The organism is Methylomonas sp. ZR1 (genome assembly GCF_013141865.1).
Lineage (GTDB): Bacteria > Pseudomonadota > Gammaproteobacteria > Methylococcales > Methylomonadaceae > Methylomonas.
On the sequence record NZ_RCST01000001.1, the window covers coordinates 630,337 to 654,838 of the forward strand.

Genomic DNA, 24,502 nt, shown 5'->3' on the forward strand with positions numbered 1-24,502 from the left:
ACCAAACAGTTAGCGATGAGCATATTTCCAATTGAACAAATCCGTGCCGATTTTCCCATCCTCGGCGAAACCATCCGTAACAAACCCTTGGTATACCTGGATAACGCTGCCAGTTGCCATAAACCGCAAGCGGTCATCGACAGCATCCTACACACCTATAGTCATGAATACGCCAACATCCATCGCGGTGTGCACACCTTAAGCGTCCGCGCCACGGATAAGTTTGAAGGGGCTCGGGAAAAGGTCAGGGCGTTTATCAATGCCGCCAGCGTTAAGGAAATCATCTTCGTACGTGGGGCCACCGAGGCGATTAACCTGGTCGCGCAAAGCTACGGTAAATCGCAACTCAAAGCCGGCGATGAAATCGTCATCAGCGCGATGGAACATCACGCCAACATCGTGCCTTGGCAAATGCTTTGCCAGCAGATCGGTGCGGTGCTGAAGGTCGCGCCGATGAATCAACAAGGCGAATTGCTGTTCGACGAATTCGAAAAACTGTTGAACGCCAATACCAAACTGGTAGCGATCACTCAAATGTCCAATGCGCTGGGTACGATCAATCCGGTAGAGCAGATTATCGCCGCAGCCCATGCCAAGCAGATTCCGGTATTGTTGGATGGTGCTCAGGCGATTCCGCATATGGCGGTGGATGTGCAAGCCTTGGATTGCGATTTTTACGTGTTTTCCGGGCACAAGCTTTACGGACCGTCCGGCACCGGTGTGCTTTACGGTAAGCAAGCGCTGTTGGAAGCGATGCCTCCGTATCAAGGCGGTGGTGACATGATTCGGCAGGTCACTTTCGAAAAAACCGAATACGCCGGTCTGCCGCATAAATTTGAAGCCGGCACGCCGGCCATCGCCGAAATTATCGGTTTGGGTGCGGCAATCGATTACGTCAGCGGTATTGGCATGGACAACATCGCCGCCTACGAAGCCGAGTTGCTGGATTACGCCACGCAGCAAGCCGAGCAGATCAAGGGCCTGAACATCATCGGCCAGGCGGCGCACAAAGGTGGCATCTTGTCGTTTACCCTGGATCGGATTCATCCGCACGACATCGGCACCATGCTGGATAGTTTGGGCATCGCCATCCGCGCCGGTCACCATTGCGCGATGCCGGTGATGGATTTTTACGGCGTTCCGGCCACGGCGCGGGCCTCGTTTGCCATGTACAATACCCGCCAAGAAATCGATGTGTTGATGCAAGGCATCCAATCCCTAATAGAGGTGTTCGGCTAATGTTTGAAGATTTACGCGATCTATACCAAGAGGTCATATTCGACCACAACCGCAATCCGCGCAATTTCCGGGTGATGGCTGATGCCAATCGCCAAGTGGAAGGTTTCAATCCCTTGTGCGGCGATAGGCTGACGCTGTTTTTGAAAATCGACGATCACGTGATTAGCGACGCCAGTTTTCAAGGTTCCGGTTGTGCGATTTCCACGGCGTCCGTATCGTTGATGACCGAAATCGTCAAAGGTAAAACCGAAGCCGAGGCCGATGCCTTGTTCAAACAATTTCATGAAATGACCACCGGCAAAACCGAGGAAATCAATCTGGAGGCCATCGGTAAACTGGCGGTATTGGCCGGCGTGCGCGAATATCCTGCCAGGGTGAAATGCGCGACTTTGGCTTGGCATACCTTGGATGCTGCTTTGAAAAACGAAGCGCAGTCGATCTCCACCGAATAAGTTATCGCGCGTGAGGAGTTTGTCCGAGCAGGGGGCGGTGGTTTATGCCGATGACTCGGTGTTGTCCGCCAGTCAGGCTCTCGCCGAACGCTTGGGCTGGCCTTTGCTGGCCTTGCAAAGTTTACCCGCTGAATTGCCGCAAACGTTCTTTCTTTGTTATCGGGATGCTTGTCTGAAGTTGCTGGATAAACAAACCCTGAAAAAGGGTGGTTTGGCGGTGGATGTCGATCCGCGTCCCGGCGAGCAGCATTCCTACCCAGCTCCCAAAAAAGACTTGTTGGCGCAGGCCATCGGCAAGAAAACCAAAACCGTCGTCGATGGCACCACAGGCTGGGCCCAAGATAGCTTGGCGCTATTTCGCATGGGTTATCAACTGACCTGCATCGAGCGCTCGCCGGTGATGGCCGAGCTGATTGCCGATGGTTTTCAGCGTCTGGCGCGGAAGGATTGGGTGCTAAACCGGCAGTTGCAAACGCCCGAGTTAATGGTTGGAAATGCCATCGAATTACTGGCGGGTTTATCGGAAACACCGGATTGCATTTATCTGGACCCGATGTTTCCAGCCAAGCGCAAGCAAACCGCGGCAACCCGGAAATCGATGGCCATACTGCGCGATATATTGGGGGACGACCTGGATAGGGCGGAATTGTTCGCGACGGCTTGGCAAGCTACCGGCAAGCGGGTGGTAGTGAAAAGCCCCGACTATGCGGAGCCGCTGGGCGGCAAGCCTAGCGAAACTTATCAGGGTAAATTGCTTAGATACGATGTTTATCTGAAATGACTTTGCAGACGAAACTTAAACCCAAACGAGGCAAGCATGAGTGATTGGATAGATGTGGTGGCCGAATCGGCACTGGCAAACGGGGAGCATGTGCTGGTGGATGTCGATGGTACCGATGTGGCGGTTTTTAAAATCGATGGACAGTGTTATGCGATCGAAGACGTGTGCAGCCATGACGGCGCTGAAATCGCCAGTGGCGAGCTTGACGGCGACGAAATTGTTTGCCCGCGCCACGGCGCCCGGTTTTGCGTGAAAACCGGCGCGGTAAAATGTGCGCCGGCTTACGAAGATGTGGCTACTTTTGCGGTACGGATAGTTGACGGCCGGATACAAGTCGAGAATCCTAACTAAACCGGCGCCAGGCAAAAGATAAACGGCGAAAAAAGCCAGTCGGCGTTAGAATTCCCGATCTTTCGCGATTCAACCGTAACAACTCCCGCATCATCATGGAACACTTCATCTGGAATATAGACCCTATTCTCGTCGACTTCGGCTTCTTGAAAATCCGTTGGTACGGCTTGATGTTCGCATCCGGCTTTGTCGGCAGTTTTTTAACCATGCAATGGATTTACCAGCGTGAAGGTAAGAACATCGAAGAGCTGGATACCTTGCTTTGGTACATGGTGATTGCCACCATCGTCGGTGCGCGCCTGGGTCATACCATGCTCTACGATCCTGCTTATTATTTGTCTCACCCTTTGAAAATCCTGGCAGTCTGGGAAGGTGGGTTGGCCAGTCACGGCGCGACGCTGGGTATCATTCTGGCTTTATATTTATACCGGCGCAAATACAGTGATAGTTATTTCTGGTTGTTGGATCGCGTCAGTATCCCGACTGCGTTGGCCGGTGCGCTGATTCGCATCGGTAATTTTTTCAACTCCGAGATTTTAGGGATTCCGTCAGAACAACCCTGGGCCGTGGTGTTTGCGCGGATCGATCCGCTGCCGCGTCATCCGGTACAGCTATACGAAGCAGTGTGTTATCTGCTGATTTATGGGATTTCGTTGGCGATTTATAAAAAACACGCAGATAAGCCCGGTTTTGTGTTTGGCTGTTTCATCAGCATGCTGTTCAGCGTGCGGTTTGTTCTGGAATACTTTAAAACCGAGCAAGCCATGTACGACACCGGGGTGATGTTCACCACCGGCCAGCTACTCAGTATGCCGTTCGTGCTGGCCGGCATTGGCTGCATCGTTTGGTCTATGAAAAACCATCAGCCCAAGCCTGTCGCTTAATCGTTTATAATCCCCGACTTTCAATCGCCGGGGCTGCCCGGCGTATGCTGCCCCGTTGGGGTATCTGTTTCGGTTTTGAGAGTTCATGCAAGAAATTAATCCCATTAAATACAAAATAGCCGACCTGCGTGAGCGTAGCGCCGGTCTGAAAAGCTATCTGGATTTCGATACAAAAAGTGAGCGTTTGGTGGAAGTGCTGCGCGAGCTGGAAGATCCGGCGATCTGGAATAAGCCGGAACAAGCGCAAGCCATGGGTAAGGAGAGGGCAATGTTGGAAGGCATTGTCAATACTATCCTGGAACTGGAACAAGGCCTGTCCGACGCTGAAGAATTGCTGTTGATGGCGGTGGAAGAAAACGACGAAGATACCGTCGATACCGTGGCCGCCGATCTCGAAGAGTACGAAAAGAAAGTCGCGGCGTTGGAATTTCAACGCATGTTTGCCGGGGAAATGGACCCAAACAATGCGTTTTTGGATATTCAGGCCGGTTCCGGTGGTACCGAGGCCCAGGATTGGGCATCCATGATCGAACGGATGTATTTACGCTGGGGCGAGGCCAAGGGCTTTAAAACCGAGCTCATTGAAGAATCGCCTGGCGACGTGGCCGGCATCAAGAGCGCGACTATCAAGTTCGAAGGGCCGTATGCCTTTGGCTGGCTGCGCACCGAAACCGGCGTACATCGTTTGGTGAGAAAATCGCCGTTCGATTCCGGCAACCGCCGCCACACGTCGTTTGCCTCGGTATTTGTCTCACCTGAAATCGACGATGACGTCGAAATTGATATTAATCCCGCCGATTTGCGTATTGACGTGTACCGGGCCAGCGGTGCCGGTGGCCAGCACGTCAACCGGACCGAATCGGCGGTGCGGATTACCCATGGCCCCAGCGGTATCGTCACCCAATGCCAAAGCGATCGCTCGCAGCACAAAAATAAAGACACTGCGATGAAGCAGCTAAAAGCCAAACTGTACGAGATGGAAATGCTGAAACGTAGCGAAGGCTTGCAGGCGATTGAAGATTCCAAGTCCGACATCGGCTGGGGCAGCCAGATTCGCTCCTACGTATTGGATCAATCCCGCATCAAGGACCTACGTACCAATGTCGAAACCGGCAATACCCAGGCGGTTTTGGATGGCTCGCTGGATCAGTTTATTGAGGCTAGTTTGAAGAGCGGGTTGTAAGTTTGATAATCATTAATTACGTCGTCGCCAAAGCATGAGTGGTGTGTTTGAATGACACAAAATAACAACGAATTTTCATCTTTATCTGATCATGAACTCGTGGATGCGTATGGGCATTCTGGAGACCCTTGGGTTCATGAAATGATTAGAGCAGAAGAACGTCGGCGCATGGCCGAGCGTGCTTTAGCTCAAGCGACAATATCCAACAAAATCGCAATCGCTTCTTTGGTGATAGCATTTGCAAGCCTAATTGTTGCGATTCTAGCATTACTTAAAACTGATTGACGCACACTGGGCATCATAGGGAAACGCTCCCGCTTTACTTCAAGCTCTGAATTTACTGTCGGAGGGACTATGAAAGGTTTTTCACGGATTACGTTTGACGCTACGGTGATGGGCGGAAAACCCTGTCTGCGAGGACTAAGGGTGACAGCGGGAATGCTTGTTGGTTTGGTGGCCAGTGGCTATTCGACCGAACAGATACTGGAGTTGTACCCTTATTTGGAAGCCGATGATGTTACGGAAGCCCTTCGTTTCGCCGCGTGGAGAGCCGAGGAGATTGAGTTACCATTGAATGCCGCGTGAAAATATTATTGGACATGAATTTATCCCCTGCTTGGACAGGTGTGCTAAACCAAGCAGGGTTCGATTCCGTACACTGGTCCACAGTCGGCCCTGCGGATGCTCCAGACGTTCAGTTATTTAAATGGGCCAGGGAAAATGAAGCCGTGGTATTTACCCACGATTTGGATTTTGGCGCGCTGTTAGCGTTGACCGGTGTGGAAGCACCGAGCGTGTTTCAAATTCGTACCCAAAATATTTCACCACAAGTGCTCGGACCGAGAGCTATTGAATTGTTGCACCGCTTCAAAACGGAGCTTGATAATGGTGCTTTGATCGTTGCCGACGAATTGCGCGAAAGAGTAAGGTTGTTGCCCTTAAGTCGCTAAATTTAAGCCTAATTTATCTCTATTAATAATTTTTGAAAATGTCAGAACTCGAACACGACGAACAAGAACAGATCAAACAACGCCGCGAAAAACTAAACGCCCTACGCGAAGAAGGTATTGCATTTCCCACCGATTTTCGGCGTAATGTGGTGGCTGGTGAATTGTTGGCCGAATACGGCGATAAATCTGAAGACGAATTATTAGCCGAACCGATTCGGGTGAAGATCGCCGGGCGGATGATGACGCGGCGTATCATGGGCAAAGCCAGTTTCTGCCATTTGCAGGATATGTCCGGACAGATTCAGGTTTACGTGGCTCGAGATAATCTGCCAGAAGGCGTTTATAACGACCAGTTCAAGAAGTGGGACATCGGTGACATTATCGGTGCCGAGGGCGTGTTGTTCAAAACTAAGGTTGGGGAGCTTAGCGTTAAGGTTGATGACATTCGACTGCTGACTAAAGCGTTGCGGCCGTTGCCGGAAAAATTCCACGGTATCGCCGATCAAGAGATCAAATATCGTCAGCGTTATCTGGATTTGATCATGAGCGACGAGACGCGCAAAACCTTCCTGATGCGTTCGAAGATCGTCAATTACATCCGCGAATTTTTGATCGCGCGCGACTTCCTGGAAGTCGAAACACCGATGATGCAAGTCATCCCAGGTGGCGCCACCGCGCGGCCATTTACGACGTTCCACAATGCGCTGGATATGGAATTGTATCTGCGCATCGCCCCGGAGCTGTATTTGAAGCGGTTGGTGGTGGGCGGCTTCGAACGGGTGTTCGAGATCAATCGTAATTTTCGTAACGAAGGCTTGTCGACCCGCCACAACCCCGAATTCACGATGATGGAGTTCTACCAAGCCTACGCCGAGTATGGCGACTTGATGGATCTGACCGAAGCGATGCTAAAAGGCATAGCCGAAGATGTGGTAGGTAATAGCGTTATTGAATATCAAGGTGATCAATACGATTTCGGCAAACCGTTCGCGCGGATGACAGTGTTGGAGTCGATTTTGCATTTCAACCCGGAGTTGACACTGGCCGATTTGACCACTCGCGAAGCGGCCGTGAAAGTCGCCGAGAATCTGAAAATTCCGGTGAAAGACAGTTATGGCTTGGGTAAGGTACAGATCGAGATTTTCGAAAAAACCGTCGAACATCGCTTGATGAATCCAACTTTCATTACCGCTTATCCGGTAGAAGTATCACCGCTGGCGCGCCGTAATGACAACGATCCGCATGTTACCGATCGCTTCGAGTTTTTCGTCGGCGGCCGCGAGATTGCCAACGGCTTTACCGAGTTGAACGACGCCGAAGACCAAGCCGAGCGCTTCCAGAAACAGGTCGAGGAAAAAGAAGCCGGCGACAACGAAGCGATGCATTTCGATGCCGACTACATTACCGCGCTGGAGCACGGCATGCCGCCGACCGCAGGCGAGGGCATTGGTATCGACCGCTTGGTAATGCTGTTTACCAACTCACCGAGTATCCGCGACGTACTGCTGTTTCCGCATATGCGCCCCAAAAACTGATGACGCAATCAGACGTCTATTTCGTGTTATCGCTATTGGATCTAAGAGAAAATTATGAGCGTTGAAGCCAAAGAATTTAAAAATGCCCTCAAGTTGTGGGCTAGCGGCGTGACAGTGGTTACGACTCAGGGGCGTGATAGTCAGCCCAGAGGCATGACCGCGACCGCATTCAGTAGTGTGTCCCTGGAGCCCCCGCAAATTCTGGTGTGTTTGAATCAGGCTACCGATACCGGTGCTGCATTGCTGGAAAGCCGCCGCTTTGCGGTTAACATCCTGAACAGCGCACAAGAAGACGTTTCCAACCAATTTGCCGGTAGCACCACCCAAGAACAGCGTTTTGCCAGCATTGCCTGGCAAGCGGGTGAAAATGGCGCGCCTATTTTGAGCGAAGCTCTGGCGGCACTGGAGTGTCGGGTAGTGCAACAAGTTCAGGCCGGTAGCCACTGGGTGATTATCGGTGAGGTCGATAGCGTGGTTTGCCGGGAAGGCGAGCCTTTGCTTTACTATCATTCTGCTTACCGCACGGTGGCGGCGCAAGATTAAGCCAAATATCCTCGTTGCGAATTGTTGCTTGATAGAGCTGACAATTGTCGTATACCCGACAAATTTCTCATGAATTGTGTGTGAATAGACGCGATTGTTGCCGGGTTTGTTGATTTGTAACGCCATGAACCGCATGAAAAATAACGGTCATATAGATATGGCCGATTTTTTGCTTGGGAGAGATTGGATTTTATCCATCTTTCAGAGTTATCACGGAGTTATCAATGTCAATCAAGGTTATCAAAGAGTTTTCTGAAAAATCCAAAAGCGATGAGGGCTTGAAAGAAAAGCTGAAAGCCTGTCTCAAAATCAAGGAGCTATTGTTATTGGGTAAGGAATACGGGTTCGAAATCGATGAAGTGGAATTGTACCCACCCAACGAGCCGCAATTTGTTGAAGAACAGCTTTCAGAAAAACTTGCCAAAGCTCTCCTCAGAGTTTAACGATTGAGTGCCATCCTGCTTCCCGGCGGGGTGGCACCGTTATCGGTAAGGCGTAAAACGGCAGTCCGTAAATTCTAAAAACGACTCGACAACGGTAAACTACACGTTTGCGGCTATCGAGGAGTTTTCAAACATGTTCAATGCTATCCACGCTCCCCAACTGATGGGGATACTCAATGTCACTCCCGATAGTTTTTCCGATGGCGGCAAATTTACCGGCGTGGCGGCAGCGATAGCTCAAGCTGAAAAAATGATCGCTGAAGGCGCCGATATTATCGATGTCGGCGGTGAGTCGACGCGGCCTGGCTCCGATCCCGTTATGGCGGATGAGCAAATTCGCCGGGTGGTGCCGGTGATTAGCGCGATCCGTGCGAACAATCCCCAAGTTCAAATCAGTATAGATACCACCTTAAGCCAGGTTGCTGCAGCGGCGGTGACGGCGGGGGCGAGTATCATCAACGATGTCTCCGCCGGCCAAGGCGACCCTAAGATGTTGGCTTTTGCGGCAACAGCGCAAGTTCCGATCATCCTGATGCATATGCAGGGCACACCTAAAACCATGCAAGACCGACCGCATTACGGCAATGTACTGGCCGAAGTGATCGCTGCTTTGCAACAACGTATTACCGAAGCGTTAGCGGCAGGCGTGTTGGCGGAAAACATTGCTATAGATCCCGGCATCGGTTTCGGTAAGGGCAAGCAAGACAATATCGATTTGTTAGCACATTTGCGTAGCTTTGTTGGTTTGGGTTACCCGGTGTTGCTGGGTACCAGCCGCAAGCGCTTCATGGGCAGCATCTGCAATGTCAGCGAACCCGCAGAGTTGGTTACCGCGACAGCCGTGACCACGGCGTTAGGGGTGATGGCGGGAGTGCAAATGTTTCGGGTTCATGATGTCAAAGCCAACCGGCAGGCAGCGGATGTGGCGTGGGCCATCAAGCAGGCACAGTGACCGATCTCCATCCGCTGCTACAGAAATTGCAGGCTAAATTGGCGGTATCGCCGCTGACTAAGATCAACGACCCGGAATTAGCGGACCGACAGTTGGAGTTGTGGATCAAGCGCGATGACTTGCTACATCCGATTATCTCCGGCAACAAATGGCGCAAGCTCAAATATATCCTCAATCAGGCCTTACACAATGGCGCCGACAGTATCGTCAGCATGGGCGGCGCCTATTCCAATCATTTACACGCCCTGGCTTTTACCGGTAAAGCCTTGGGGCTGAAAACCATAGGCTATATTCGCGGCGAGCGGCCCGCGCAACTTAATGCCACGCTGCATGATTTACTTGATTGGGGCATGGAGCTGCGTTTTGTGTCGCGTAGCGACTACCGGCAATTGCGCGATTACAAAGGTCACGACAGCTTACCTGAACTGCAGGCCGGCCAATATTGGCTGCCGGAAGGTGGAGCCACCGACTTGGCTTTGCAAGGCGTTGCCGAACTGATCGATGAAATTGACGTCGGCTTTGATACGCTGGTCGTTGCCTGCGGCACGGGCACCACTTTGGCAGGTTTGCTTACCTCGCCGCTAACTCAACAGGCTATCGGTGCGGCAGCGCTGAAGGGTGGCGACTTTCTAATCGACGATGTCGAGCAATTGCTGAATAATCAGGGAATCATCAGTCATGCGGACCGGCGAATTCTGGTGGATTACCATTTCGGCGGTTTCGCCAAAACGACGCCGGCTTTGTTGGCGTTTATGCAGGATTTTCAACGGCAACACGGTATCGAGCTGGAACCGATCTACACCGGAAAATTGCTGTTTGCGCTCTACGATTTAATCCGGAAGGGGTATTTCCCGGCTGGGCAGCGGATAGTGGCAATCCATACCGGCGGTTTGCAAGGCAAGCGCAAGTAATATTCCCTGTCGTGTTACCAGTTAAAAATCAGATAGATATTGAGTCATTACCCAAAATGGTGATAATAGCCGCTGCCTAAAAAATAATAACAAGGTGGCACCGTGGTTGCGCAGATCATTTCATTCCCCGAGCAAAAAAGTAGCAATAAACTGGCGGTGTCTTTCCGCTTTTTACTGAGTTTGTACGCCATTGTGCCGCTGTGTTTATTGGTTCTTTGGCTAGACGAATTCGGCTTCAATTTCGCATTACGCGATATGCTGCCCAGTAGCCCGACCCATTTTTTGTTGTTTCAAATTTTGTTCGGTACTCCGCATATCGTCGCCAGTAACCTATTGTTGGTCAGTCATCAGGACTATCTGCAAGCCTTTAAAGGCAAATTAATCGCCATGACTTTGTTTATCATGGTGTTTTTCGGTATCGGCAGTCTGTTTATTCCATACCGTGCGCTATACATCATTACCGCTTGCTGGACGGTATATCACGTTTTGAAGCAACAGCAGGGTATCGCCAAGGCAGTGTGTCGTTTGCCTAATTGGGCGTTTTATCTGCAATTGTGGCTCAGCGTTAGTGCAGGGATTTTTATCTACATGGGGATATTTTTAAAAAATAGCCTGGAGCCTGAACAAGCGGCGTTGGTGTTGCAAATTGCCAGCGTGCTGACGACGGCTTTGGTTATCAGCACGGTGTTTTGCCAACGTTACGTGCCCAGCCGCTTGGGTATCTATTTTTTGTGGGCCAACACACTGCTGGTCGTTAGCAGTTGGTATGTTTACAGCCAGCAATACTATTTCTTGGCGATCTTGATGCCGCGCTTGGTGCACGACATCACCGCTTATAGTTTTTACGTGACTCACGATGTGAATCGCCACAGCGAACAGCCGCAGAATAATTTGTTCCGAGCTGCAACGGCGATTCGATTACCCGTTTGGCTGGTATTGCCGCTGCTGTCGTTTGTGTTGACCTACCTGTTACAGGCTTATGGCGACGATCTGGTCAATTTATTGTTGCAAACCCTGTTTTCCACGCAAATTTATAAAGCCGTAACCTTGGGTTTTCTTGGATATTTGGCCCTGATGCATTATTACACCGAGGCCTTCGTATGGGCTGCCGGCTCGCCGCTAAGGCGTTATATTCGCTTTAGCGGCGTCTAATCGCCTAGTGTGGCAGCGTGTAACCCACTTTAATGGTGACCTGCCAATGCGCGACCTTGCCGTTATCGATATGGCCGCGGGTTTCCACAACTTCAAACCAACGCATGTTTTGGATGGTTTCGCCGGCCTTGGCGACGGCGTTTTCGATAGCTTGCTGGATGCCCAGGCTGGATGAACCGGTCAGTTCGACTTTTTGATAGACATGTTCTGGCATGTTATTTACTCCGCTTGAGGGTTGAATAAGGCTTGGTAGGCGCGCGCGGCCGCTTCCGGTTCATGGTCAAATATGCCGCCTATCACCGCTAATAAGTCTGCGCCTGCCGCCAATAAAGTTCCACCATTTTCCGGCAGAATGCCGCCGATGGCGACTATCGGCACATTTATCAATTGTTTGGCGCGATGCAGGCTGATAATGTCGGCGGGGGCGGCCAACGGTTTTGAACCGGACGGGAAGAAGCGGCCGAATGCGACGTAGTCGGCGCCGGCAGCGGCCATGTTCTGTGCTTTATCCACATCGTTATAACACGATACGCCGATGATGGCGTCCTGGCCCAACAGGCGCCGCGCTGTGGCGATTTCGCCATCGTCGCGACCTAGATGCACACCGTCAGCATCAACCGCCAACGCCAACTCGACGCTGTCGTTAATCAATAGCGGAGCATCGTAAGCGTGGCAAACTTCCAACAAAAGCCTCGCTAATTGCGGCGCATCCAGCGGATTTTTGTCGCGGTATTGAATCACGCTAGCCCCGCCGCGCAAGGCCGCTTCGACGTCTTTTACAATTTGGGCAATCGTTTTGTTTTCGGGTTGGGTGATGGCGTACAAACCCTCGTGCGGAAATTTCATGCTTCCACCCAAAACAGCCGGTCGGGGTTGTATTGGCCTTGTCCCGGACGATAGGCGGCGGCCAGCGACTGCCAGGTAAATTCCTGAGCTTCGCTAACGGCGGTAAACACGTCCAGACGTTGCGCCAGCAGCGCGGCGCTGGCGCTGGCCAGCGTGCAACCCGAGCCGTGATAGCTCTGCGGCAAACGCTCCCAGTTAAAGGTTTCATTGAGATCGTCGGGCATGTACAAGCGGTTATGCACCAGCTCCGAGCTTTCGTGGGTGCCGGTGATCAGCACGTATTTAGCGCCTTTGCCTTGCAAGAAACGGCCGCAGTCGCTCAAATCGTTTTGCCCGGATAGGCGGCGGGCTTCCTCGCTATTGGGTGTCAATAAGGTGGTCAACGGCAGTAGTTGCCCGACGATGACATCAATTAATCGCTGGCCGGCCAATGCAGTGCCGCCGCCGGCTGCCAGTACCGGGTCCAGCACCACCGGAATAGCCGGATGTTGCCGCAAAATTTGCGCAATCGCTACAGCAACGCCGGCGTCGCCGATCAGGCCGATTTTGAACGCGGAGACTTTAAAGTCCGCCAACAGAGTTTGTGCCTGGCTGAGAATGTCTGCGGGCTGTTGCGGAATCAGCTTCTTGACGTTGCGGCTGTCCTGTTCGGTTAACGCCGTAATCACACTAGCCGCATGGCATTGGTGGCTAATGATGGCCTCGATGTCGGCTTGCACACCGGCGCCACCGCTGGGATCGTGACCGGAAAAACAGACTACCACCGGGCGGTTGCGGCTCATAAGCCGTCTCCATTCAGCAAGGCTAGAAACTCTTGTTCGCTGATGACGCTGACGCCTTTCTCGCGAGCGGCGTTGGTTTTATTGGCGCCGACATTGTCGCCGGCTACCAGATAGTCGGTTTTCGCCGACACCGAGCTACCGACTTTAGCGCCTTTTGCTTTGGCTAGTTTGCTCAAGTCGTCGCGGCTGCCGCTGTGTAGGGTGCCGGTGAACACCAAGGTTTTGCCGGCTAGCGGATGGGCGTTGTCTGTGGCTTGGTTTTGCGTTGGGGTGAGAGTAAAACCCAGCGCCATCAGGCTGTCGAATAAAGGTTTGATTTTGCCAAAGCCTTCGGTGATTACCGCGGCGGTTTTTTCCGCAAAGCCCTCGATGGCGACGATGTCGGCTTCGCTGAGATTGAAAATCTCCGGCAACGCATAATGTGCCAGCAGCCGTTCGCAGTTGCCCAGACCCATTCGAAATACCCCAAACGCGGACAGAAAACGCCAGTCTTCGATGGCTTCGTTGCGGCTGCGCAGCAATTGATCGACCAGGTTTTGCGATTGCTTGGGGCCGAAGCCCATGTTTTCGAATTCTGCGGCGGTTAAGGCGTAAATCTGGTCGACGCTTCGGATTTCGTTTTCGTAAAGCTTCTTGATGGTCGCAGCCCCGAAGCCGTCGTTGTTTTTCAGCACCCGGAAGAAATGTTCCATGCTGTTGCTGATTTGCGCCGGGCATTCCAGGTTGTTGGGGCAGACTAAATAGTCGTTGTCCCAAATCAATTCGTGGCCGCAGCTGGGGCAGGCACTAGGTACTTGCGGTTCGGCCGGACGCAGAACTTCCTCGATTTTGGGTATCACTTCGCCGGAGCGGGCCAGGCGGATCAGCGCACCGGGGCCAATGCCTTTATCCAATACCATTTTGTAATGATGGGCGGTGGCTCTGGAGAGCAGGGCGCCGCTAAGGCGCACCGGTTCCAACTCGGCGACCGGGGTGATGCGGCCGGAGCGCGAGGTTTGCGGCGTGACGCCGATGACGGTGACTTCTGCGGTTTCCAGGTTTTCTTTGTAAGCCAGCTGCCAGCGGTGATGGTGGCGGGTGGCGCCCATCGCTTGTTTGAGTTGCTCGTCGACGATTTCCAGAATCACGCCGTCCACGTCGTAATCGAGCTTATGCCAGATGTCTTTGACGATGGTTTCGAAGTTGTCGATCAGGTCCTGCCAGACTCCCTCCCAGCAAGGCAATATAGCAAACGGATAAAACACCGCGGCATGATCGGCGATGGCGCGTTCGGCGTGCTCGTCCAGTTCCTTTTCCTTGATCACGCTGGCTTGGAAGTTACGGGCGTTGTCGAAATATTCGGCCAGATTAGCGTCGAAATAACTGCGGCTGACCACAATTTCACCGGCGCCCAGGCCTCGCGGGCCCTGATTGGCGACTTGCAAGCCGCGCTCGAATACGCGGGTGATGTCGGTGCCTTTGCGGCCGTCGCCGCGGGTATACAGCATCCGGCCGTCGTCATAGGCGGCGTAACCATCCAACTTGGGCGTGACTTTAAAAGTCAGTTCGGCAAAGTTTTTGTCCAGATCGACAGCGGCTTTTTCGATGCGGCCGGCCCAGCGTTCCACTTCTTCTCGGCTATAGGCTTTGTCGGTGGAGAGCATCACAGTTGGCAGATCGACGGTTTTACCCGCGAAAGCCGGTTCCGGCTCGACTGTGTGCAACAGCGGATGCTCGGGATGACGTCTTTTCAGTTCTGCCAGATAAACGAAGTCGTAATCGGTATCGCTGATGATCGGTTCGCCGCCGCGATACAAAGCGTTGGCAATCTCCAGGAACGTCACTAATTCACTGTCCGTCACGGTATGCAGCAAATCCGCGTGTGTGCACAATTCGCAAAAACGATTCTCACCAAGATCGTTCGAACTTAGCGTGGTCTGCAAAAGAATAGCTTTTTGACTGTCGGTAAGCATGCCGGGGATAGATGTGTCGGGTAGGGCGGCGATTATAGAGGATAATATCGCAAAAAAAAGGCGGGAGAGAGAACTCGCCCGCCGAAGCATCTATCTTTCAAGAGGATCATGTCAACGGTAGGAAATCGCGTGACATGGGCTTAATATAAAGTTTTCTAGGGAACAAGCGTTGATCTAGGTCAATATTTGGCGGGTTATTGAATAGCCTGTTCTTCAGCCGTGTTGGTGGCGGGGTGGCAGGTTTTACACAAGCCGTGAATTTCAATGGTTTTACGCTGCGGTACGAAGCCGGCATCGCCAAGTTCTTTGGATAATGCGCTGAGTACCGAAGGCGCGGCGCGCTCCTGAACCGTATGGCACGCGGTGCAGATTAACAGTAGTTGATCGTGTTGGGTGCCGGAGCAGTGGCAGCCGACGAACGCATTTAAACTCTCCACCCGATGAATCAGGCCTTGTTCCAACAGAAAATCCAAGGCCCGGTAGACTGTCGAGGGTTTTGCGGCGTCGTTTACCGGCCTGATTTGATCCAGCAAGTCGTAGGCTTTAACGGCCTTATGACTGTTCCAGATCAGCTCCAAAATCTTATGGCGGATGGGGGTCAGTTGTACGCCGCGCGTCAAGCAAAGTTGTTCGGCTACACTTATCGCCCTGTGGATGCATACGTTATGGTCATGCTCTGGTGCCGGGAAAATTGCTTGGTCGGTCATTTTGCAAAGGGTGATTGGGTTCATTCATTTTGTGGATGCGGTAAGTTATAGTGCCAGCATAAACAACCCATTTCAAATCGGATTACCAAATAAATTTTGTGTGTTTTTAAGGCGCGCGGTTAAGCGCCATAGTATGGTTGTTTGGCGGTTTCTCGGCGGACTTTTGCGAGCGGCTATAAGTAATTTTGAGGCAATAAATGAGAAGGATTACATTCCTGGTTTATGCAGTGCTATGGATTTTGTTGATTAGCCTGAACCTTTACCAGCAAGTCACGGATACCAAACAGTACGCGCAAAAAATTGCCACGCGGCAGGCAGAGATGTTTTTCGATCACATCGTATTGATCAGAAAATGGAATGCGTTGCACGGCGGCGTTTACGTGCCTATCACCGAGAGTACTCAGCCCAATCCTTACCTGGAAGTTCCTCATCGCGATGTAGAGACCACCGATGGCAAGCACCTGACTTTAATTAATCCAGCTTATATGACTCGGCAGCTCTCGGAAATGGGTGACGAATCGGATATTGCCTTTCATATTACCGGTTTTAATCCGATTCGCCCGGAAAATCGGCCGGACCAATGGGAAGCAGAGGCATTGTTGGCGTTCCAGCAAGGTCAAAAAAGTGTGAGCAGTATCGGCACTATCAACGGACAGTCTTTTTATCGTTACATGGCGCCGCTGCATGTCGATCAAAGTTGCCTCGTTTGCCATCAGCGGCAAGGCTATAAAGAGGGCGATATTCGCGGCGGTATTAGTGTCAGTATTCCCAGTGCCAGTATCGATGCTTTTGTGAGCGAGCGTCTGGAGCATTTGACAATCACCCATGCAATTGTGGCAGTTATCGGTTTGATCGTATTGCTGTTGTCTTATTTGGCGCAAGCCAGACTAAGCCTGCGCCTGGATAAAGCCAAAAGCCGTATGCAACTGGCGTATCTGGATTCGTTGACCTTGCTACCCAATCGCCGTTACTACGATGCCTTTGTAAAAAGGGAGTGGAAGCGCGCCTTGCGGCATAAATATCCTATCTCGATGATCATGATAGACATCGATTTCTTCAAGCTATACAACGACAATCTCGGACATATCGAGGGCGATCATTGTTTGCGGCAAGTGGCTAAAACCTTGAAGCGTTTCTTTAGAAGGCCGGGCGATTTGATTGCACGTTACGGTGGCGAAGAGTTTTGCGTGGTCGCGGCCTGCGATGCCGAACAAATCATGGTGTTGGCCGAAATTCTGCGTAAAGCCGTCGAGAATATGCGTCTGCCGCATCCGGCTTCCAAAATTTCCGAATTTGTGACTATCAGTCTTGGCGTTGCCAGTATCGTTCCGAGTGACGACCTGTCTTTCGAAAGCCTGCTGCACGCTGCGGATCAGGCGCTATACGATGCCAAGGCCACCGGTAGAAACCGGGTTGGCAAACGCCGGGTTTGAAACGATGGCCAGGGCCGGTGTTTGACCGGCCCTGGCCATGTCAGTTACGAATATTTTTCCAATAGTTTGGCATGAGCGGCTGCCAAGCGAGCCACGGGAATGCGCGGCGCGGAACACGATACATAGTTCAAGCCTAGGTCGTGAACGAATTTAATCGAACGCGGATGGCCGCCGTGTTCGCCGCAAATGCCTATTTTCAAATCCGGGCGCTGCTGACGACCCAGTTCCACGGCCATTTTCATCAGTTTGCCCAAGCCCTCAATATCCAGCGTTTCGAAGGGGTTGTCTTCCAGCAGGCCTGATTCTTCGTACAGCGGTAAGAATTTGTTCTCGGCATCCTCGCGGGAGAACGAGAACGTGGCCTGGGTTAAATCGTTGGTGCCGAATGAAAAGAAAGCAGCCGTCGCGGCCAGACGGTCGGCACGGGTACATGCCCGCACCGTTTCAATCATTGTGCCGAACTTGAAGTTGAGCTTGAGTTTGTATTGCGCTTCCACTTCAGCTTGAATCTCGTCGACATAGGTTTTCACGGTTTTCAATTCCTGTGCGGTGATCACCTGCGGCACCATGATTTCCGGTTCGACCGGAATCCGTTGTTTCACGCACAATGCCGCCGCTTCCAGAATTGAACGGATCTGCATTTTGTAGATTTCCGGATAGCTCATACCCAGCCTGACGCCGCGATGACCCAGCATTGGGTTAACTTCGTACAGCTCCAGCACTTTGTCCAGCATCATTTGTTTTTTGCTGATTGCTTCTAAAATCACGTCTTCGTTGAGCATATTGAACGGTGCCGGCATTTCCGCCGGGTGCGCCAGCGTATCCAGCGTGACCCGTTGGCCTTTGACGATGGTCAGGTAGTGTTTCAGCGCATCCAGCTCATCAATCAATTGGTGCTCATTGGGCAAAAACTCGTGCATAGGCGGATCCAGCAAACGCACGGTAACCGGGTGCGGCGACATGGCTTCGAACAACTGTTGGAAGTCATCGCGTTGAATCGGGAACAGTTTGGCTAAAGCCGCCTCGCGTTCTTCGGTGTTGTGCGCCAGAATCATGTCTACCACTAAGGGTAAACGGTCGGCGGCGTTAAACATGCGTTCGGTACGGCACAAACCGACACCTTTGGCGCCGTAGCTGACCGCCAGTCTCGCGGTTTCCGGCGTGTCGACATTAGCATGCACACGCAAGCGGGCTATGCTGTCGGCCCAGCCCAGCAAGGTTTTTAATTCCTCAGAGAATGAGGGCGGAATGGTGGGGATCCGGCCCAAATAGATATTACCGTTGCTGCCGTCTATGGTAATCAGGTCGCCTTCCTTGATATGGATGTCGCCGACGATAGCCAAGCGGGCGCGGACATCGACTTTGATGTCTTCAGCCCCAGCCACGCAGGCTTTACCCATGCCGCGCGCCACCACCGCTGCGTGCGAGGTTTTGCCGCCGCGGCTGGTCAAGATGCCTTGTGCAGCGAAAAAGCCGTGGATGTCTTCCGGTTTGGTTTCTTCGCGTAGCAAAATCAAATCTTGGCCGGTTTTACCCAAGCGAACTGCCGTGTCGGCGTCGAATACGCAATGGCCGCACGCGGCGCCGGGCGAAGCCGGCAGGCCTTGGGCAATGGCTTTAACTTCGTGATTGGGAGCTAATTGCGGATGCAGCAATTGTTCCAGCATGTCGGGATTGATCCGCAGCAGCGCTTGTTCTTTGTTGATCAAGCCCTCCGCCACCATATCGATGGAGGTTTTCACCATCGCGGTCGCGTTCATTTTGCCGTTTCGGGTTTGCAAACAATACAGAATGCCGCGCTCTATGGTGTACTCGTAATCCTGCACTTCGTGATAATGCGCTTCCAGTTTATTGCGCAATTCCACAAGTTGCCGATATTGTTCCGGCATTTCCTTCGCCATTTCGTGAACCGGTTTGGGGGTGCGAATACCGGCGACCACGTCTTCGCCTTGCGCATTGACCAGGTATTCGCCGTACATTTCGTTGACACCGGTGCCGGGATTACGGGTGAAACCGACGCCGGTCGCGCAGTCGTCGCCCATATTGCCGAATACCATGGTGACGATATTGACGGCGGTGCCGTTGGCAATGTCCGGGGTGATGTGAAACTCGCGGCGGTAATCGACGGCACGTTTTCCCAGCCAGGAGTTGAATACCGCACGAATGGCAATTTCCAGTTGCTGGTAAACGTCTTCCGGAAATGGCCGGCCGGTTTCTTCATGGACCACGGTCAGAAACAGTTCACTGATTTCTTGCAGTTGGTCGGCAGTCAACGCCACGTCGGCTTTGATGCCGGCCGCACGCTTAACGTTGTTGAAATGGACGTCGAATTTTTCGTCGTCGATACCCAGCGCTACCTTGCCGAATAATTGGATGAAGCGGCGATAGGCATCGTAAGCAAAGCGTGGGTCGTCGGTCATTTCGATCAAGCCGGCCAGGGTTTGCTTGTTCAAGCCCAAGTTCAGAATGGTGTCCATCATGCCCGGCATCGAGATGGCCGAGCCGGAACGTACCGAAACCAGTAGCGGGTCGTTGGCGCCGCCAAACGATTTACCGCTCAGTTGCTCGATTTCGGCAATTTGCTGACGAACTTCATCCATCAGATCGACGGGTAACTGTTTGTTTTCCAGGTAAGTCAGACAGGTTTGGGTGGTGATGACAAAGCCAGGCGGTACGTTAAAGCCCATTTGCGTCATTTCGCACAGGTTTGCGCCTTTGCCGCCCAGTAATGCCTTGTTTTTGCCGTCGCCCGTATTGAATGAATAGCTGTATTTTGGAGTCATTATGGCCTTGTCGAAGTGTTGAAGTTAAATGATGGCTGCGGGAAACGCCTTGAGTAGCTTGTCGGCGTCTCGTGATGCCGGGTATTGCGGTTAGAATACCCCACTTTTTACCTATTTTTTTGAGTCATTACAAGTTACGCGCCATGGATAAATTTGATGTCATTATCGTCGGAGCCGGCGCGTCCGGCTTAATGTGCGCTATCGAAGCCGCCAAGCGCGGCCGGCGGGTGAAGATAGTGGAACATGCCAACAAGCCGGGCAAAAAGATTCTGATGTCCGGTGGTGGCCGTTGCAATTTCACTAACTACAGCATAGCCCCGGAAAATTACATTTCCAATAATCCGCATTTCTGCAAGTCGGCGCTCAGCCGCTTCACGCAGTGGGATTTTTTGAGTTTTGTGCAGCGCCACCAAATACCGTTTCACGAACGCCTGCACGGGCAATTGTTTTGCGATAACAGCGCCAAGGATATTCTGGATGCGCTGTTAAAAGAATGCGGCCAAGCCGGCGTGACGCTGGCGTTAAATTGTCGGGTAGAGCGATTGGAGAAACGCGGCGACGGCGATTTTTTACTGCACACTAGCAGCGGTGCGATGTCTGCATCAGCCTTGGTCATTGCCAGCGGCGGCTTATCGATACCGAAAATGGGCGCCACGCCGTTTGGTTATAAAGTCGCGGAACAATTCGGCATCAAAGTTTGGCCGACCCGAGCCGGTTTGGTGCCGTTAACGCTGCAACCAGGCGATTCAGAGCGCTTTACTCCGCTGACCGGCATCGCGGTGCCGTGTCGGGTCAGCAATCAACAGCAGTCGTTTAAAGAAAATATTTTATTCACCCATCGCGGTTTAAGCGGGCCGGCCATCCTGCAAATCTCCTCGTATTGGCATCCCGGCGAAGCGCTGCATGTAGACTTATTGCCGGATATGGATCTGGCGGAGACATTGAAAGAAAAGCGGCGGCAAGGCAGCAAATTAAAAATCCAAAATTTACTGGCCGACTACTTACCCAAACGCTTGTTACAAGCCTTATTGGACGAGCGGCAGTTGGATATAACCGTTGCCAATTGCGCGGACAAAGATCTGAACGTGATCGCGGAAAATCTGCACCACTGGACGATCAAGCCGAATGCTACCGAAGGCTATCGTACCGCCGAGGTAACCGTCGGTGGCGTGGATTGCGATGCGATTTCCTCGAAAACCATGCAGAGCTTGCAAGTGTCGGGGTTGTATTTTGTTGGGGAAGTGTTGGATGTCACGGGGTGGTTGGGGGGGTATAACTTTCAATGGGCTTGGGCTTCGGGGTGGTGTGCGGGGCAGTATGTTTGAGGGTAGCAGTACAATCAATTCAGTTTTTCCAGCAAAGCCGGCTTTACCAAGTCAAGCCAATCCAGAATTCGGGTTTTGGTCAGCTCGGGTTGGTTGTGGTGATCCAGCACCAAGCCGACAAATTTGCCATCGACTACCGAACTGGAGTGGGTAAAGTGATAGCCATCCGTGCTCCAGGCGCCGGTCACCTCGGCACCATAAGACCGAACGTGGTGATACAAATGAATTAATGAGCTGGCAAAGCGCGCGTAGTATTTTTGTTGGTTACCCAAACCAAACAGGGCAACCCGCTTTCCGGATAAATCCGCCTCATCCAGGCGGAATAAAAACTCTTCCCAGTTGCCTTCTTCGCTGCCGGTGGTTCTGCCGGGTATTTCGCCGACGCCGTAACTGGGCATTCCCAAAATCAAGGCTTTGTAACCAAGCAGTTCCGTTACTGTTGCTTGATTAACATTCACCGGTTCGCTGGCAATTTCGTCGCCCAAAACTCGGTACATGACCTGCGCCATCATCGCTGTCATACCTTTCTCGGTGCCGTAGAAAATTCCAATCTTGTTCATAGTTAAATCTCCATCGAATTGTCTACAAGCAGCAAAGCAAAATTTAAACCATCAGTAATCTTGGGTTCTGAGTTCTCGCTAAGTCGGTAACTTCAACGCTTTGCGGTAGACTGCCCAGTGGAAAGGGGCGAAACAGTGACTAACGTATTTGGTTATCTTTGTAACAATGAAACAGACACTCTGTCCGTTGCTTACAAAATCTGACAGAAATGTTGCTGTGTTTGGCTGATGCATAACGCTTTTTCTGAATTAGACGGTTTTTTATCAACCAGCCGAACAATGGCTTGAACCTTTCTAGGCATAGGCGGTAATCATTAATGGCTTAATCTTGAGATGATTCATGGTACAAGCGGTTGGCCTAATCACATTCGCTGTGTGATAATCGAATTCAACTGCTAAGCTTCTGCTAACAGAATACTGAGGAAACCATGTCAAACGATACTTTACTGGTCAGGCACAATGCCACCGGAAAAGAAGTTGAATATCCGTTGTTGAAGGGGTCTTTGGGTGCAGATACTGTCGATATTCGCTCTTTAAACAAAGATCTTGGGTGTTTTACTTACGATCCGGGCTTTATTGCCACGGCTGCTTGCAAAAGCAAAATTACATACATTGATGGTGATAACGGGATTTTGTTGTATCGCGGTTATCCTATCGAGCAATTAGCGGAAAACTGCGAATTTACTGAAGTTGCCTATTTGCTGATGAATGGCGAACTGCCCAATGCGGAGCAGTTGCGTGATTTTAATGAGGAAGTCAGCGATAGGGCTATCATCCACGAAGCTTTGCGCAAATTCTTTGATGGTTTCCATTACGATGCCCACCCTATGGCGATGCTGGTGGGGGTAGTGGGGTCCTTGTCGGCGTTTTATCACAGCGATTTGAACATTAAAGATCCTGCCAGCCGCATGATCTGTGCGACCCGGCTGATAGGCAAGATGCCCACCATTGCCGCAGCCTCATACCGGCATTCCATCGGTCGACCCTTCGTATACCCCCGCATGGATCTGAGTTATTGCGAGAACTTCCTGAATATGATGTTCTCTCGTTCCTCTCAAAACTATATCGATCAAGAACATTACATCGATCCCAATCTGGTCCAAGCGCTGAATCTGTTGTTTATTCTGCATGCCGACCACGAGCAAAATGCCAGTACCTCGACGGTGCGCATGGCGGGCAGTACCGGTGCCAATCCTTATGCCTGCGTGGCAGCGGGCATAGCGGCATTGTGGGGACCGGCTCACGGCGGCGCCAACGAAGCGGTTTTGAATATGTTGGCGCAAATCGGTAGCGTCGAAAACGTCCCCAAATACATCGCCAAAGCCAAGGATCACGACGACCCGTTCCGCTTAATGGGCTTTGGGCACCGGGTTTATAAAAACTTCGATCCGCGCGCTACCATCATCCGCAAAACCTGCTACGAGGTGTTGAGCAGAACCAACACCAACGATCCGCTGTTTGAACTGGCCTTGGCCTTGGAAGAATATGCGTTGAAAGACGAGTATTTCATCGAGAAAAAACTCTACCCCAATGTCGATTTCTATTCCGGCATTATCTATAAAGCCCTGCACATCCCCGTCGAAATGTTCACTGTGATGTTTGCGATAGCCCGAACCGCCGGCTGGATTTCACATTGGTTGGAGATGATGGAAGAGCCGGCGACGCCGATCAGCAGGCCGAGACAGTTATACGTAGGGCCGCCGCGCCGCGACTATACCGCTGTGAATAATCGCTAAATTATGCAGAAAATCGACATGAAGTCAGCACAAACCAATACGCAAGAACCGCCTGAGAACGCCAAGACAGAACCCGAGAAGACGCCGTCTGCGGAGCAAGATCCTGCCATTCCGACAGAAATTAATGGCCCGAAAGGGCCGGAGCCTACTCGCTTTGGCGATTGGGAACGCAAAGGCCGTTGCGTCGATTTCTAACAAAAAATTATTTTTCAACTTTAAATACAGGGTAAATCATGTCAGCAAACAGACCACTTTCGCCCCATCTGCAAGTTTATCGATTGCCCTTAACCGGCTTGGTGTCAATCACCCACCGCATGACCGGGGTGTTCCTTTCCATGGGCCTGGTGCTATTTGTCTATGTGCTGTTCGCCATTGCCGCTGGTGAAGGTGCGTATGGCGCCATGCAGGCCTTTATGTCCTACTGGTTGTTTAAACTGGTGTATTGGGGCTTTATTTATGCGTTATTTTTTCATTTGGTGCACGGTATTCGCCATCTGATTTGGGATTTTTGCAAAACCTTCGAACGCATGACACTGGACAAATATGCAGTTTACGAGCTGATTGCTTCGGCGTCGTTGACATTGATTACCTTTGTGGTTTCTTAAAGGAGGGCTGGTTATGGATTACAAAGCAACATTGGAAAAAGCCGCTGATTTTTTCTCGGTACATAGCGGCTCGGGTCATTTCTGGTATCAGCGCGTCACCGCTGTGGCCTTGGTGCCATTGTCTATTTGGTTGATTGTGCTACTAAACAAGGCTCTAAATGCACCGTATGCGGATACCGTGGATTGGTTGTCTTCACCATTCAACACCCTGGCGATTATCGCCTGGACCGTGGCAGTGGTTTATCACGCCGCGTTGGGTGTGCAGGTGGTGATCGAAGATTATGTGTCGACTATTCCGGTAAGAAACTTGGCAATACGTGCCACCAATCTGATTTTTTTAGTTTTGGGTGTCGCGGCATTACTCGCGATTATCATCATCTTTTTCGCAAGGTAACTC

28 protein-coding genes are annotated in these 24,502 nt (G+C 51.8%); 21 read left to right on the forward strand and 7 right to left on the reverse strand.

Going from position 1 to position 24,502, the window contains the following annotated elements:
• The first annotated feature begins 15 nt into the window (after window positions 1-15).
• The 15 genes from DDY07_RS02865 (at window position 16) to DDY07_RS02935 (ending at window position 11,376) form a co-directional block, all read left to right on the forward strand.
• The gene (locus DDY07_RS02865) at window positions 16-1,239 is read left to right on the forward strand and encodes a cysteine desulfurase (RefSeq protein ID WP_171694737.1); all 1,224 of its coding nucleotides are present in this window, start codon (window positions 16-18) and stop codon (window positions 1,237-1,239) included.
• The gene (sufU, locus tag DDY07_RS02870; protein WP_033157393.1) at window positions 1,239-1,691 is read left to right on the forward strand and encodes a Fe-S cluster assembly sulfur transfer protein SufU; all 453 of its coding nucleotides are present in this window, start codon (window positions 1,239-1,241) and stop codon (window positions 1,689-1,691) included. The genes DDY07_RS02865 and sufU overlap by 1 nt, the downstream gene beginning before the upstream one ends.
• 19 nt (window positions 1,692-1,710) lie before the next feature.
• Window positions 1,711-2,472, forward strand: a complete 762-nt coding sequence (locus tag DDY07_RS02875; protein ID WP_253734602.1) for a class I SAM-dependent methyltransferase — start codon at window positions 1,711-1,713, stop codon at window positions 2,470-2,472.
• A 36-nt stretch (window positions 2,473-2,508) separates the two neighbouring features.
• Window positions 2,509-2,823: a non-heme iron oxygenase ferredoxin subunit gene (locus tag DDY07_RS02880; protein WP_171694738.1), complete on the forward strand. Its 315-nt coding sequence runs from the start codon at window positions 2,509-2,511 to the stop codon at window positions 2,821-2,823.
• Window positions 2,824-2,918: 95 nt separating this feature from the next.
• The gene (lgt, locus tag DDY07_RS02885; RefSeq protein ID WP_171694739.1) at window positions 2,919-3,707 is read left to right on the forward strand and encodes a prolipoprotein diacylglyceryl transferase; all 789 of its coding nucleotides are present in this window, start codon (window positions 2,919-2,921) and stop codon (window positions 3,705-3,707) included.
• Window positions 3,708-3,792: 85 nt separating this feature from the next.
• Window positions 3,793-4,890 (forward strand): peptide chain release factor 2, encoded by a 1,098-nt coding sequence (gene prfB, locus DDY07_RS02890; protein WP_171694740.1) that lies wholly within the window; start codon window positions 3,793-3,795, stop codon window positions 4,888-4,890.
• A 51-nt stretch (window positions 4,891-4,941) separates the two neighbouring features.
• Complete coding sequence (locus DDY07_RS02895; protein WP_129871371.1) at window positions 4,942-5,175, forward strand: hypothetical protein; 234 nt, start codon at window positions 4,942-4,944, stop codon at window positions 5,173-5,175.
• Window positions 5,176-5,244: 69 nt separating this feature from the next.
• The gene (locus DDY07_RS02900; protein ID WP_033157397.1) at window positions 5,245-5,475 is read left to right on the forward strand and encodes a DUF433 domain-containing protein; all 231 of its coding nucleotides are present in this window, start codon (window positions 5,245-5,247) and stop codon (window positions 5,473-5,475) included.
• Window positions 5,472-5,840 (forward strand): DUF5615 family PIN-like protein, encoded by a 369-nt coding sequence (locus tag DDY07_RS02905; protein WP_033157398.1) that lies wholly within the window; start codon window positions 5,472-5,474, stop codon window positions 5,838-5,840. The genes DDY07_RS02900 and DDY07_RS02905 overlap by 4 nt, the downstream gene beginning before the upstream one ends.
• A 38-nt stretch (window positions 5,841-5,878) precedes the next feature.
• Window positions 5,879-7,375, forward strand: a complete 1,497-nt coding sequence (gene lysS / locus DDY07_RS02910) for a lysine--tRNA ligase (RefSeq protein ID WP_171694741.1) — start codon at window positions 5,879-5,881, stop codon at window positions 7,373-7,375.
• Window positions 7,376-7,429: 54 nt separating this feature from the next.
• Window positions 7,430-7,918 carry a flavin reductase family protein gene (locus DDY07_RS02915; protein WP_171694742.1) on the forward strand — a complete coding sequence of 163 codons (489 nt, stop codon included), beginning with the start codon at window positions 7,430-7,432 and terminating at the stop codon, window positions 7,916-7,918.
• Between the two features lie 224 nt (window positions 7,919-8,142).
• Window positions 8,143-8,361: a Nif11-like leader peptide family natural product precursor gene (locus DDY07_RS02920; protein WP_033157401.1), complete on the forward strand. Its 219-nt coding sequence runs from the start codon at window positions 8,143-8,145 to the stop codon at window positions 8,359-8,361.
• A gap of 133 nt (window positions 8,362-8,494) precedes the next feature.
• A complete protein-coding gene (gene folP / locus DDY07_RS02925; RefSeq protein WP_171694743.1) occupies window positions 8,495-9,313 on the forward strand; it encodes a dihydropteroate synthase in 819 nt (272 codons plus the stop codon).
• Window positions 9,310-10,224 (forward strand): 1-aminocyclopropane-1-carboxylate deaminase/D-cysteine desulfhydrase, encoded by a 915-nt coding sequence (locus DDY07_RS02930; RefSeq protein WP_367650847.1) that lies wholly within the window; start codon window positions 9,310-9,312, stop codon window positions 10,222-10,224. The genes folP and DDY07_RS02930 overlap by 4 nt, the downstream gene beginning before the upstream one ends.
• Before the next feature lie 102 nt (window positions 10,225-10,326).
• Entirely contained in the window at window positions 10,327-11,376 is a 1,050-nt protein-coding gene (locus tag DDY07_RS02935; protein ID WP_171694745.1) for a hypothetical protein, read from the forward strand.
• 4 nt (window positions 11,377-11,380) lie between these two features.
• Here DDY07_RS02935 and DDY07_RS02940 read toward each other — a convergent pair whose 3' ends face one another.
• The 5 genes from DDY07_RS02940 to DDY07_RS02960 form a co-directional block, all read right to left on the reverse strand.
• On the reverse strand, window positions 11,381-11,590 hold the full coding sequence (locus DDY07_RS02940) for a dodecin (protein WP_033157405.1): 210 nt from the start codon (window positions 11,588-11,590) through the stop codon (window positions 11,381-11,383).
• Window positions 11,591-11,595: 5 nt separating this feature from the next.
• Window positions 11,596-12,222 (reverse strand): thiamine phosphate synthase, encoded by a 627-nt coding sequence (thiE, locus tag DDY07_RS02945; RefSeq protein ID WP_171694746.1) that lies wholly within the window; start codon window positions 12,220-12,222, stop codon window positions 11,596-11,598.
• Window positions 12,219-13,004, reverse strand: a complete 786-nt coding sequence (locus DDY07_RS02950) for a hydroxymethylpyrimidine/phosphomethylpyrimidine kinase (RefSeq protein WP_171694747.1) — start codon at window positions 13,002-13,004, stop codon at window positions 12,219-12,221. The genes thiE and DDY07_RS02950 overlap by 4 nt, the downstream gene beginning before the upstream one ends.
• Window positions 13,001-14,956 (reverse strand): BRCT domain-containing protein, encoded by a 1,956-nt coding sequence (locus tag DDY07_RS02955; RefSeq protein WP_171694748.1) that lies wholly within the window; start codon window positions 14,954-14,956, stop codon window positions 13,001-13,003. The genes DDY07_RS02950 and DDY07_RS02955 overlap by 4 nt, the downstream gene beginning before the upstream one ends.
• Before the next feature lie 194 nt (window positions 14,957-15,150).
• A complete protein-coding gene (locus tag DDY07_RS02960) occupies window positions 15,151-15,663 on the reverse strand; it encodes a transcriptional repressor (RefSeq protein WP_240348259.1) in 513 nt (170 codons plus the stop codon).
• 197 nt (window positions 15,664-15,860) lie between these two features.
• Between DDY07_RS02960 and DDY07_RS02965 the strand changes: the two genes are divergently transcribed.
• Window positions 15,861-17,096: a diguanylate cyclase gene (locus DDY07_RS02965; protein ID WP_216614699.1), complete on the forward strand. Its 1,236-nt coding sequence runs from the start codon at window positions 15,861-15,863 to the stop codon at window positions 17,094-17,096.
• A 44-nt stretch (window positions 17,097-17,140) separates the two neighbouring features.
• Here the strand turns inward: DDY07_RS02965 and ppdK are convergent, their stop codons facing one another.
• Window positions 17,141-19,879 carry a pyruvate, phosphate dikinase gene (ppdK, locus tag DDY07_RS02970; protein ID WP_171694750.1) on the reverse strand — a complete coding sequence of 913 codons (2,739 nt, stop codon included), beginning with the start codon at window positions 19,877-19,879 and terminating at the stop codon, window positions 17,141-17,143.
• Window positions 19,880-20,022: 143 nt separating this feature from the next.
• On the opposite strand from ppdK, the gene DDY07_RS02975 reads away from it, so the two are divergent.
• Window positions 20,023-21,204: an NAD(P)/FAD-dependent oxidoreductase gene (locus tag DDY07_RS02975; protein ID WP_171694751.1), complete on the forward strand. Its 1,182-nt coding sequence runs from the start codon at window positions 20,023-20,025 to the stop codon at window positions 21,202-21,204.
• A gap of 14 nt (window positions 21,205-21,218) precedes the next feature.
• Here DDY07_RS02975 and DDY07_RS02980 read toward each other — a convergent pair whose 3' ends face one another.
• Window positions 21,219-21,764: a flavodoxin gene (locus DDY07_RS02980; protein ID WP_171694752.1), complete on the reverse strand. Its 546-nt coding sequence runs from the start codon at window positions 21,762-21,764 to the stop codon at window positions 21,219-21,221.
• A 428-nt stretch (window positions 21,765-22,192) separates the two neighbouring features.
• Here DDY07_RS02980 and DDY07_RS02985 point away from each other — a divergent pair, with 428 nt between their 5' ends.
• From DDY07_RS02985 to sdhD, 4 genes are read left to right on the forward strand one after another with little or no spacing between them, the layout of a single operon-like run.
• Window positions 22,193-23,500, forward strand: coding sequence for a citrate synthase (locus DDY07_RS02985; RefSeq protein ID WP_033157413.1), 1,308 nt, complete (start codon window positions 22,193-22,195; stop codon window positions 23,498-23,500).
• Between the two features lie 18 nt (window positions 23,501-23,518).
• Window positions 23,519-23,695: a DUF1674 domain-containing protein gene (locus tag DDY07_RS02990; RefSeq protein WP_253734391.1), complete on the forward strand. Its 177-nt coding sequence runs from the start codon at window positions 23,519-23,521 to the stop codon at window positions 23,693-23,695.
• 38 nt (window positions 23,696-23,733) lie between these two features.
• Window positions 23,734-24,105, forward strand: a complete 372-nt coding sequence (gene sdhC / locus DDY07_RS02995; protein ID WP_171694754.1) for a succinate dehydrogenase, cytochrome b556 subunit — start codon at window positions 23,734-23,736, stop codon at window positions 24,103-24,105.
• Between the two features lie 13 nt (window positions 24,106-24,118).
• Window positions 24,119-24,499, forward strand: a complete 381-nt coding sequence (sdhD, locus tag DDY07_RS03000) for a succinate dehydrogenase, hydrophobic membrane anchor protein (protein WP_171694755.1) — start codon at window positions 24,119-24,121, stop codon at window positions 24,497-24,499.
• The last annotated feature ends 3 nt before the right edge of the window (window positions 24,500-24,502 follow it).

What these genes read in the sequence shown, in the direction of transcription:
- DDY07_RS02975 (WP_171694751.1), top strand. Translation starts at nt 20,023, where the DNA reads ATGGATAAATTTGATGTCATTATCGTCGGAGCCGGCGCGTCCGGCTTA.
- lysS (WP_171694741.1), top strand. Translation starts at nt 5,879, where the DNA reads ATGTCAGAACTCGAACACGACGAACAAGAACAGATCAAACAACGCCGC.
- DDY07_RS02940 (WP_033157405.1), bottom strand. Translation starts at nt 11,590, where the DNA reads ATGCCAGAACATGTCTATCAAAAAGTCGAACTGACCGGTTCATCCAGC.
- DDY07_RS02985 (WP_033157413.1), top strand. Translation starts at nt 22,193, where the DNA reads ATGTCAAACGATACTTTACTGGTCAGGCACAATGCCACCGGAAAAGAA.
- sdhD (WP_171694755.1), top strand. Translation starts at nt 24,119, where the DNA reads ATGGATTACAAAGCAACATTGGAAAAAGCCGCTGATTTTTTCTCGGTA.
- DDY07_RS02880 (WP_171694738.1), top strand. Translation starts at nt 2,509, where the DNA reads ATGAGTGATTGGATAGATGTGGTGGCCGAATCGGCACTGGCAAACGGG.
- folP (WP_171694743.1), top strand. Translation starts at nt 8,495, where the DNA reads ATGTTCAATGCTATCCACGCTCCCCAACTGATGGGGATACTCAATGTC.
- DDY07_RS02960 (WP_240348259.1), bottom strand. Translation starts at nt 15,663, where the DNA reads ATGACCGACCAAGCAATTTTCCCGGCACCAGAGCATGACCATAACGTA.
- DDY07_RS02920 (WP_033157401.1), top strand. Translation starts at nt 8,143, where the DNA reads ATGTCAATCAAGGTTATCAAAGAGTTTTCTGAAAAATCCAAAAGCGAT.
- sufU (WP_033157393.1), top strand. Translation starts at nt 1,239, where the DNA reads ATGTTTGAAGATTTACGCGATCTATACCAAGAGGTCATATTCGACCAC.
- DDY07_RS02955 (WP_171694748.1), bottom strand. Translation starts at nt 14,956, where the DNA reads ATGCTTACCGACAGTCAAAAAGCTATTCTTTTGCAGACCACGCTAAGT.
- lgt (WP_171694739.1), top strand. Translation starts at nt 2,919, where the DNA reads ATGGAACACTTCATCTGGAATATAGACCCTATTCTCGTCGACTTCGGC.
- DDY07_RS02950 (WP_171694747.1), bottom strand. Translation starts at nt 13,004, where the DNA reads ATGAGCCGCAACCGCCCGGTGGTAGTCTGTTTTTCCGGTCACGATCCC.
- sdhC (WP_171694754.1), top strand. Translation starts at nt 23,734, where the DNA reads ATGTCAGCAAACAGACCACTTTCGCCCCATCTGCAAGTTTATCGATTG.
- DDY07_RS02980 (WP_171694752.1), bottom strand. Translation starts at nt 21,764, where the DNA reads ATGAACAAGATTGGAATTTTCTACGGCACCGAGAAAGGTATGACAGCG.
- ppdK (WP_171694750.1), bottom strand. Translation starts at nt 19,879, where the DNA reads ATGACTCCAAAATACAGCTATTCATTCAATACGGGCGACGGCAAAAAC.
- DDY07_RS02965 (WP_216614699.1), top strand. Translation starts at nt 15,861, where the DNA reads ATGAGAAGGATTACATTCCTGGTTTATGCAGTGCTATGGATTTTGTTG.
- DDY07_RS02900 (WP_033157397.1), top strand. Translation starts at nt 5,245, where the DNA reads ATGAAAGGTTTTTCACGGATTACGTTTGACGCTACGGTGATGGGCGGA.
- DDY07_RS02865 (WP_171694737.1), top strand. Translation starts at nt 16, where the DNA reads ATGAGCATATTTCCAATTGAACAAATCCGTGCCGATTTTCCCATCCTC.
- DDY07_RS02915 (WP_171694742.1), top strand. Translation starts at nt 7,430, where the DNA reads ATGAGCGTTGAAGCCAAAGAATTTAAAAATGCCCTCAAGTTGTGGGCT.
- DDY07_RS02990 (WP_253734391.1), top strand. Translation starts at nt 23,519, where the DNA reads ATGAAGTCAGCACAAACCAATACGCAAGAACCGCCTGAGAACGCCAAG.
- prfB (WP_171694740.1), top strand. Translation starts at nt 3,793, where the DNA reads ATGCAAGAAATTAATCCCATTAAATACAAAATAGCCGACCTGCGTGAG.
- thiE (WP_171694746.1), bottom strand. Translation starts at nt 12,222, where the DNA reads ATGAAATTTCCGCACGAGGGTTTGTACGCCATCACCCAACCCGAAAAC.
- DDY07_RS02895 (WP_129871371.1), top strand. Translation starts at nt 4,942, where the DNA reads ATGACACAAAATAACAACGAATTTTCATCTTTATCTGATCATGAACTC.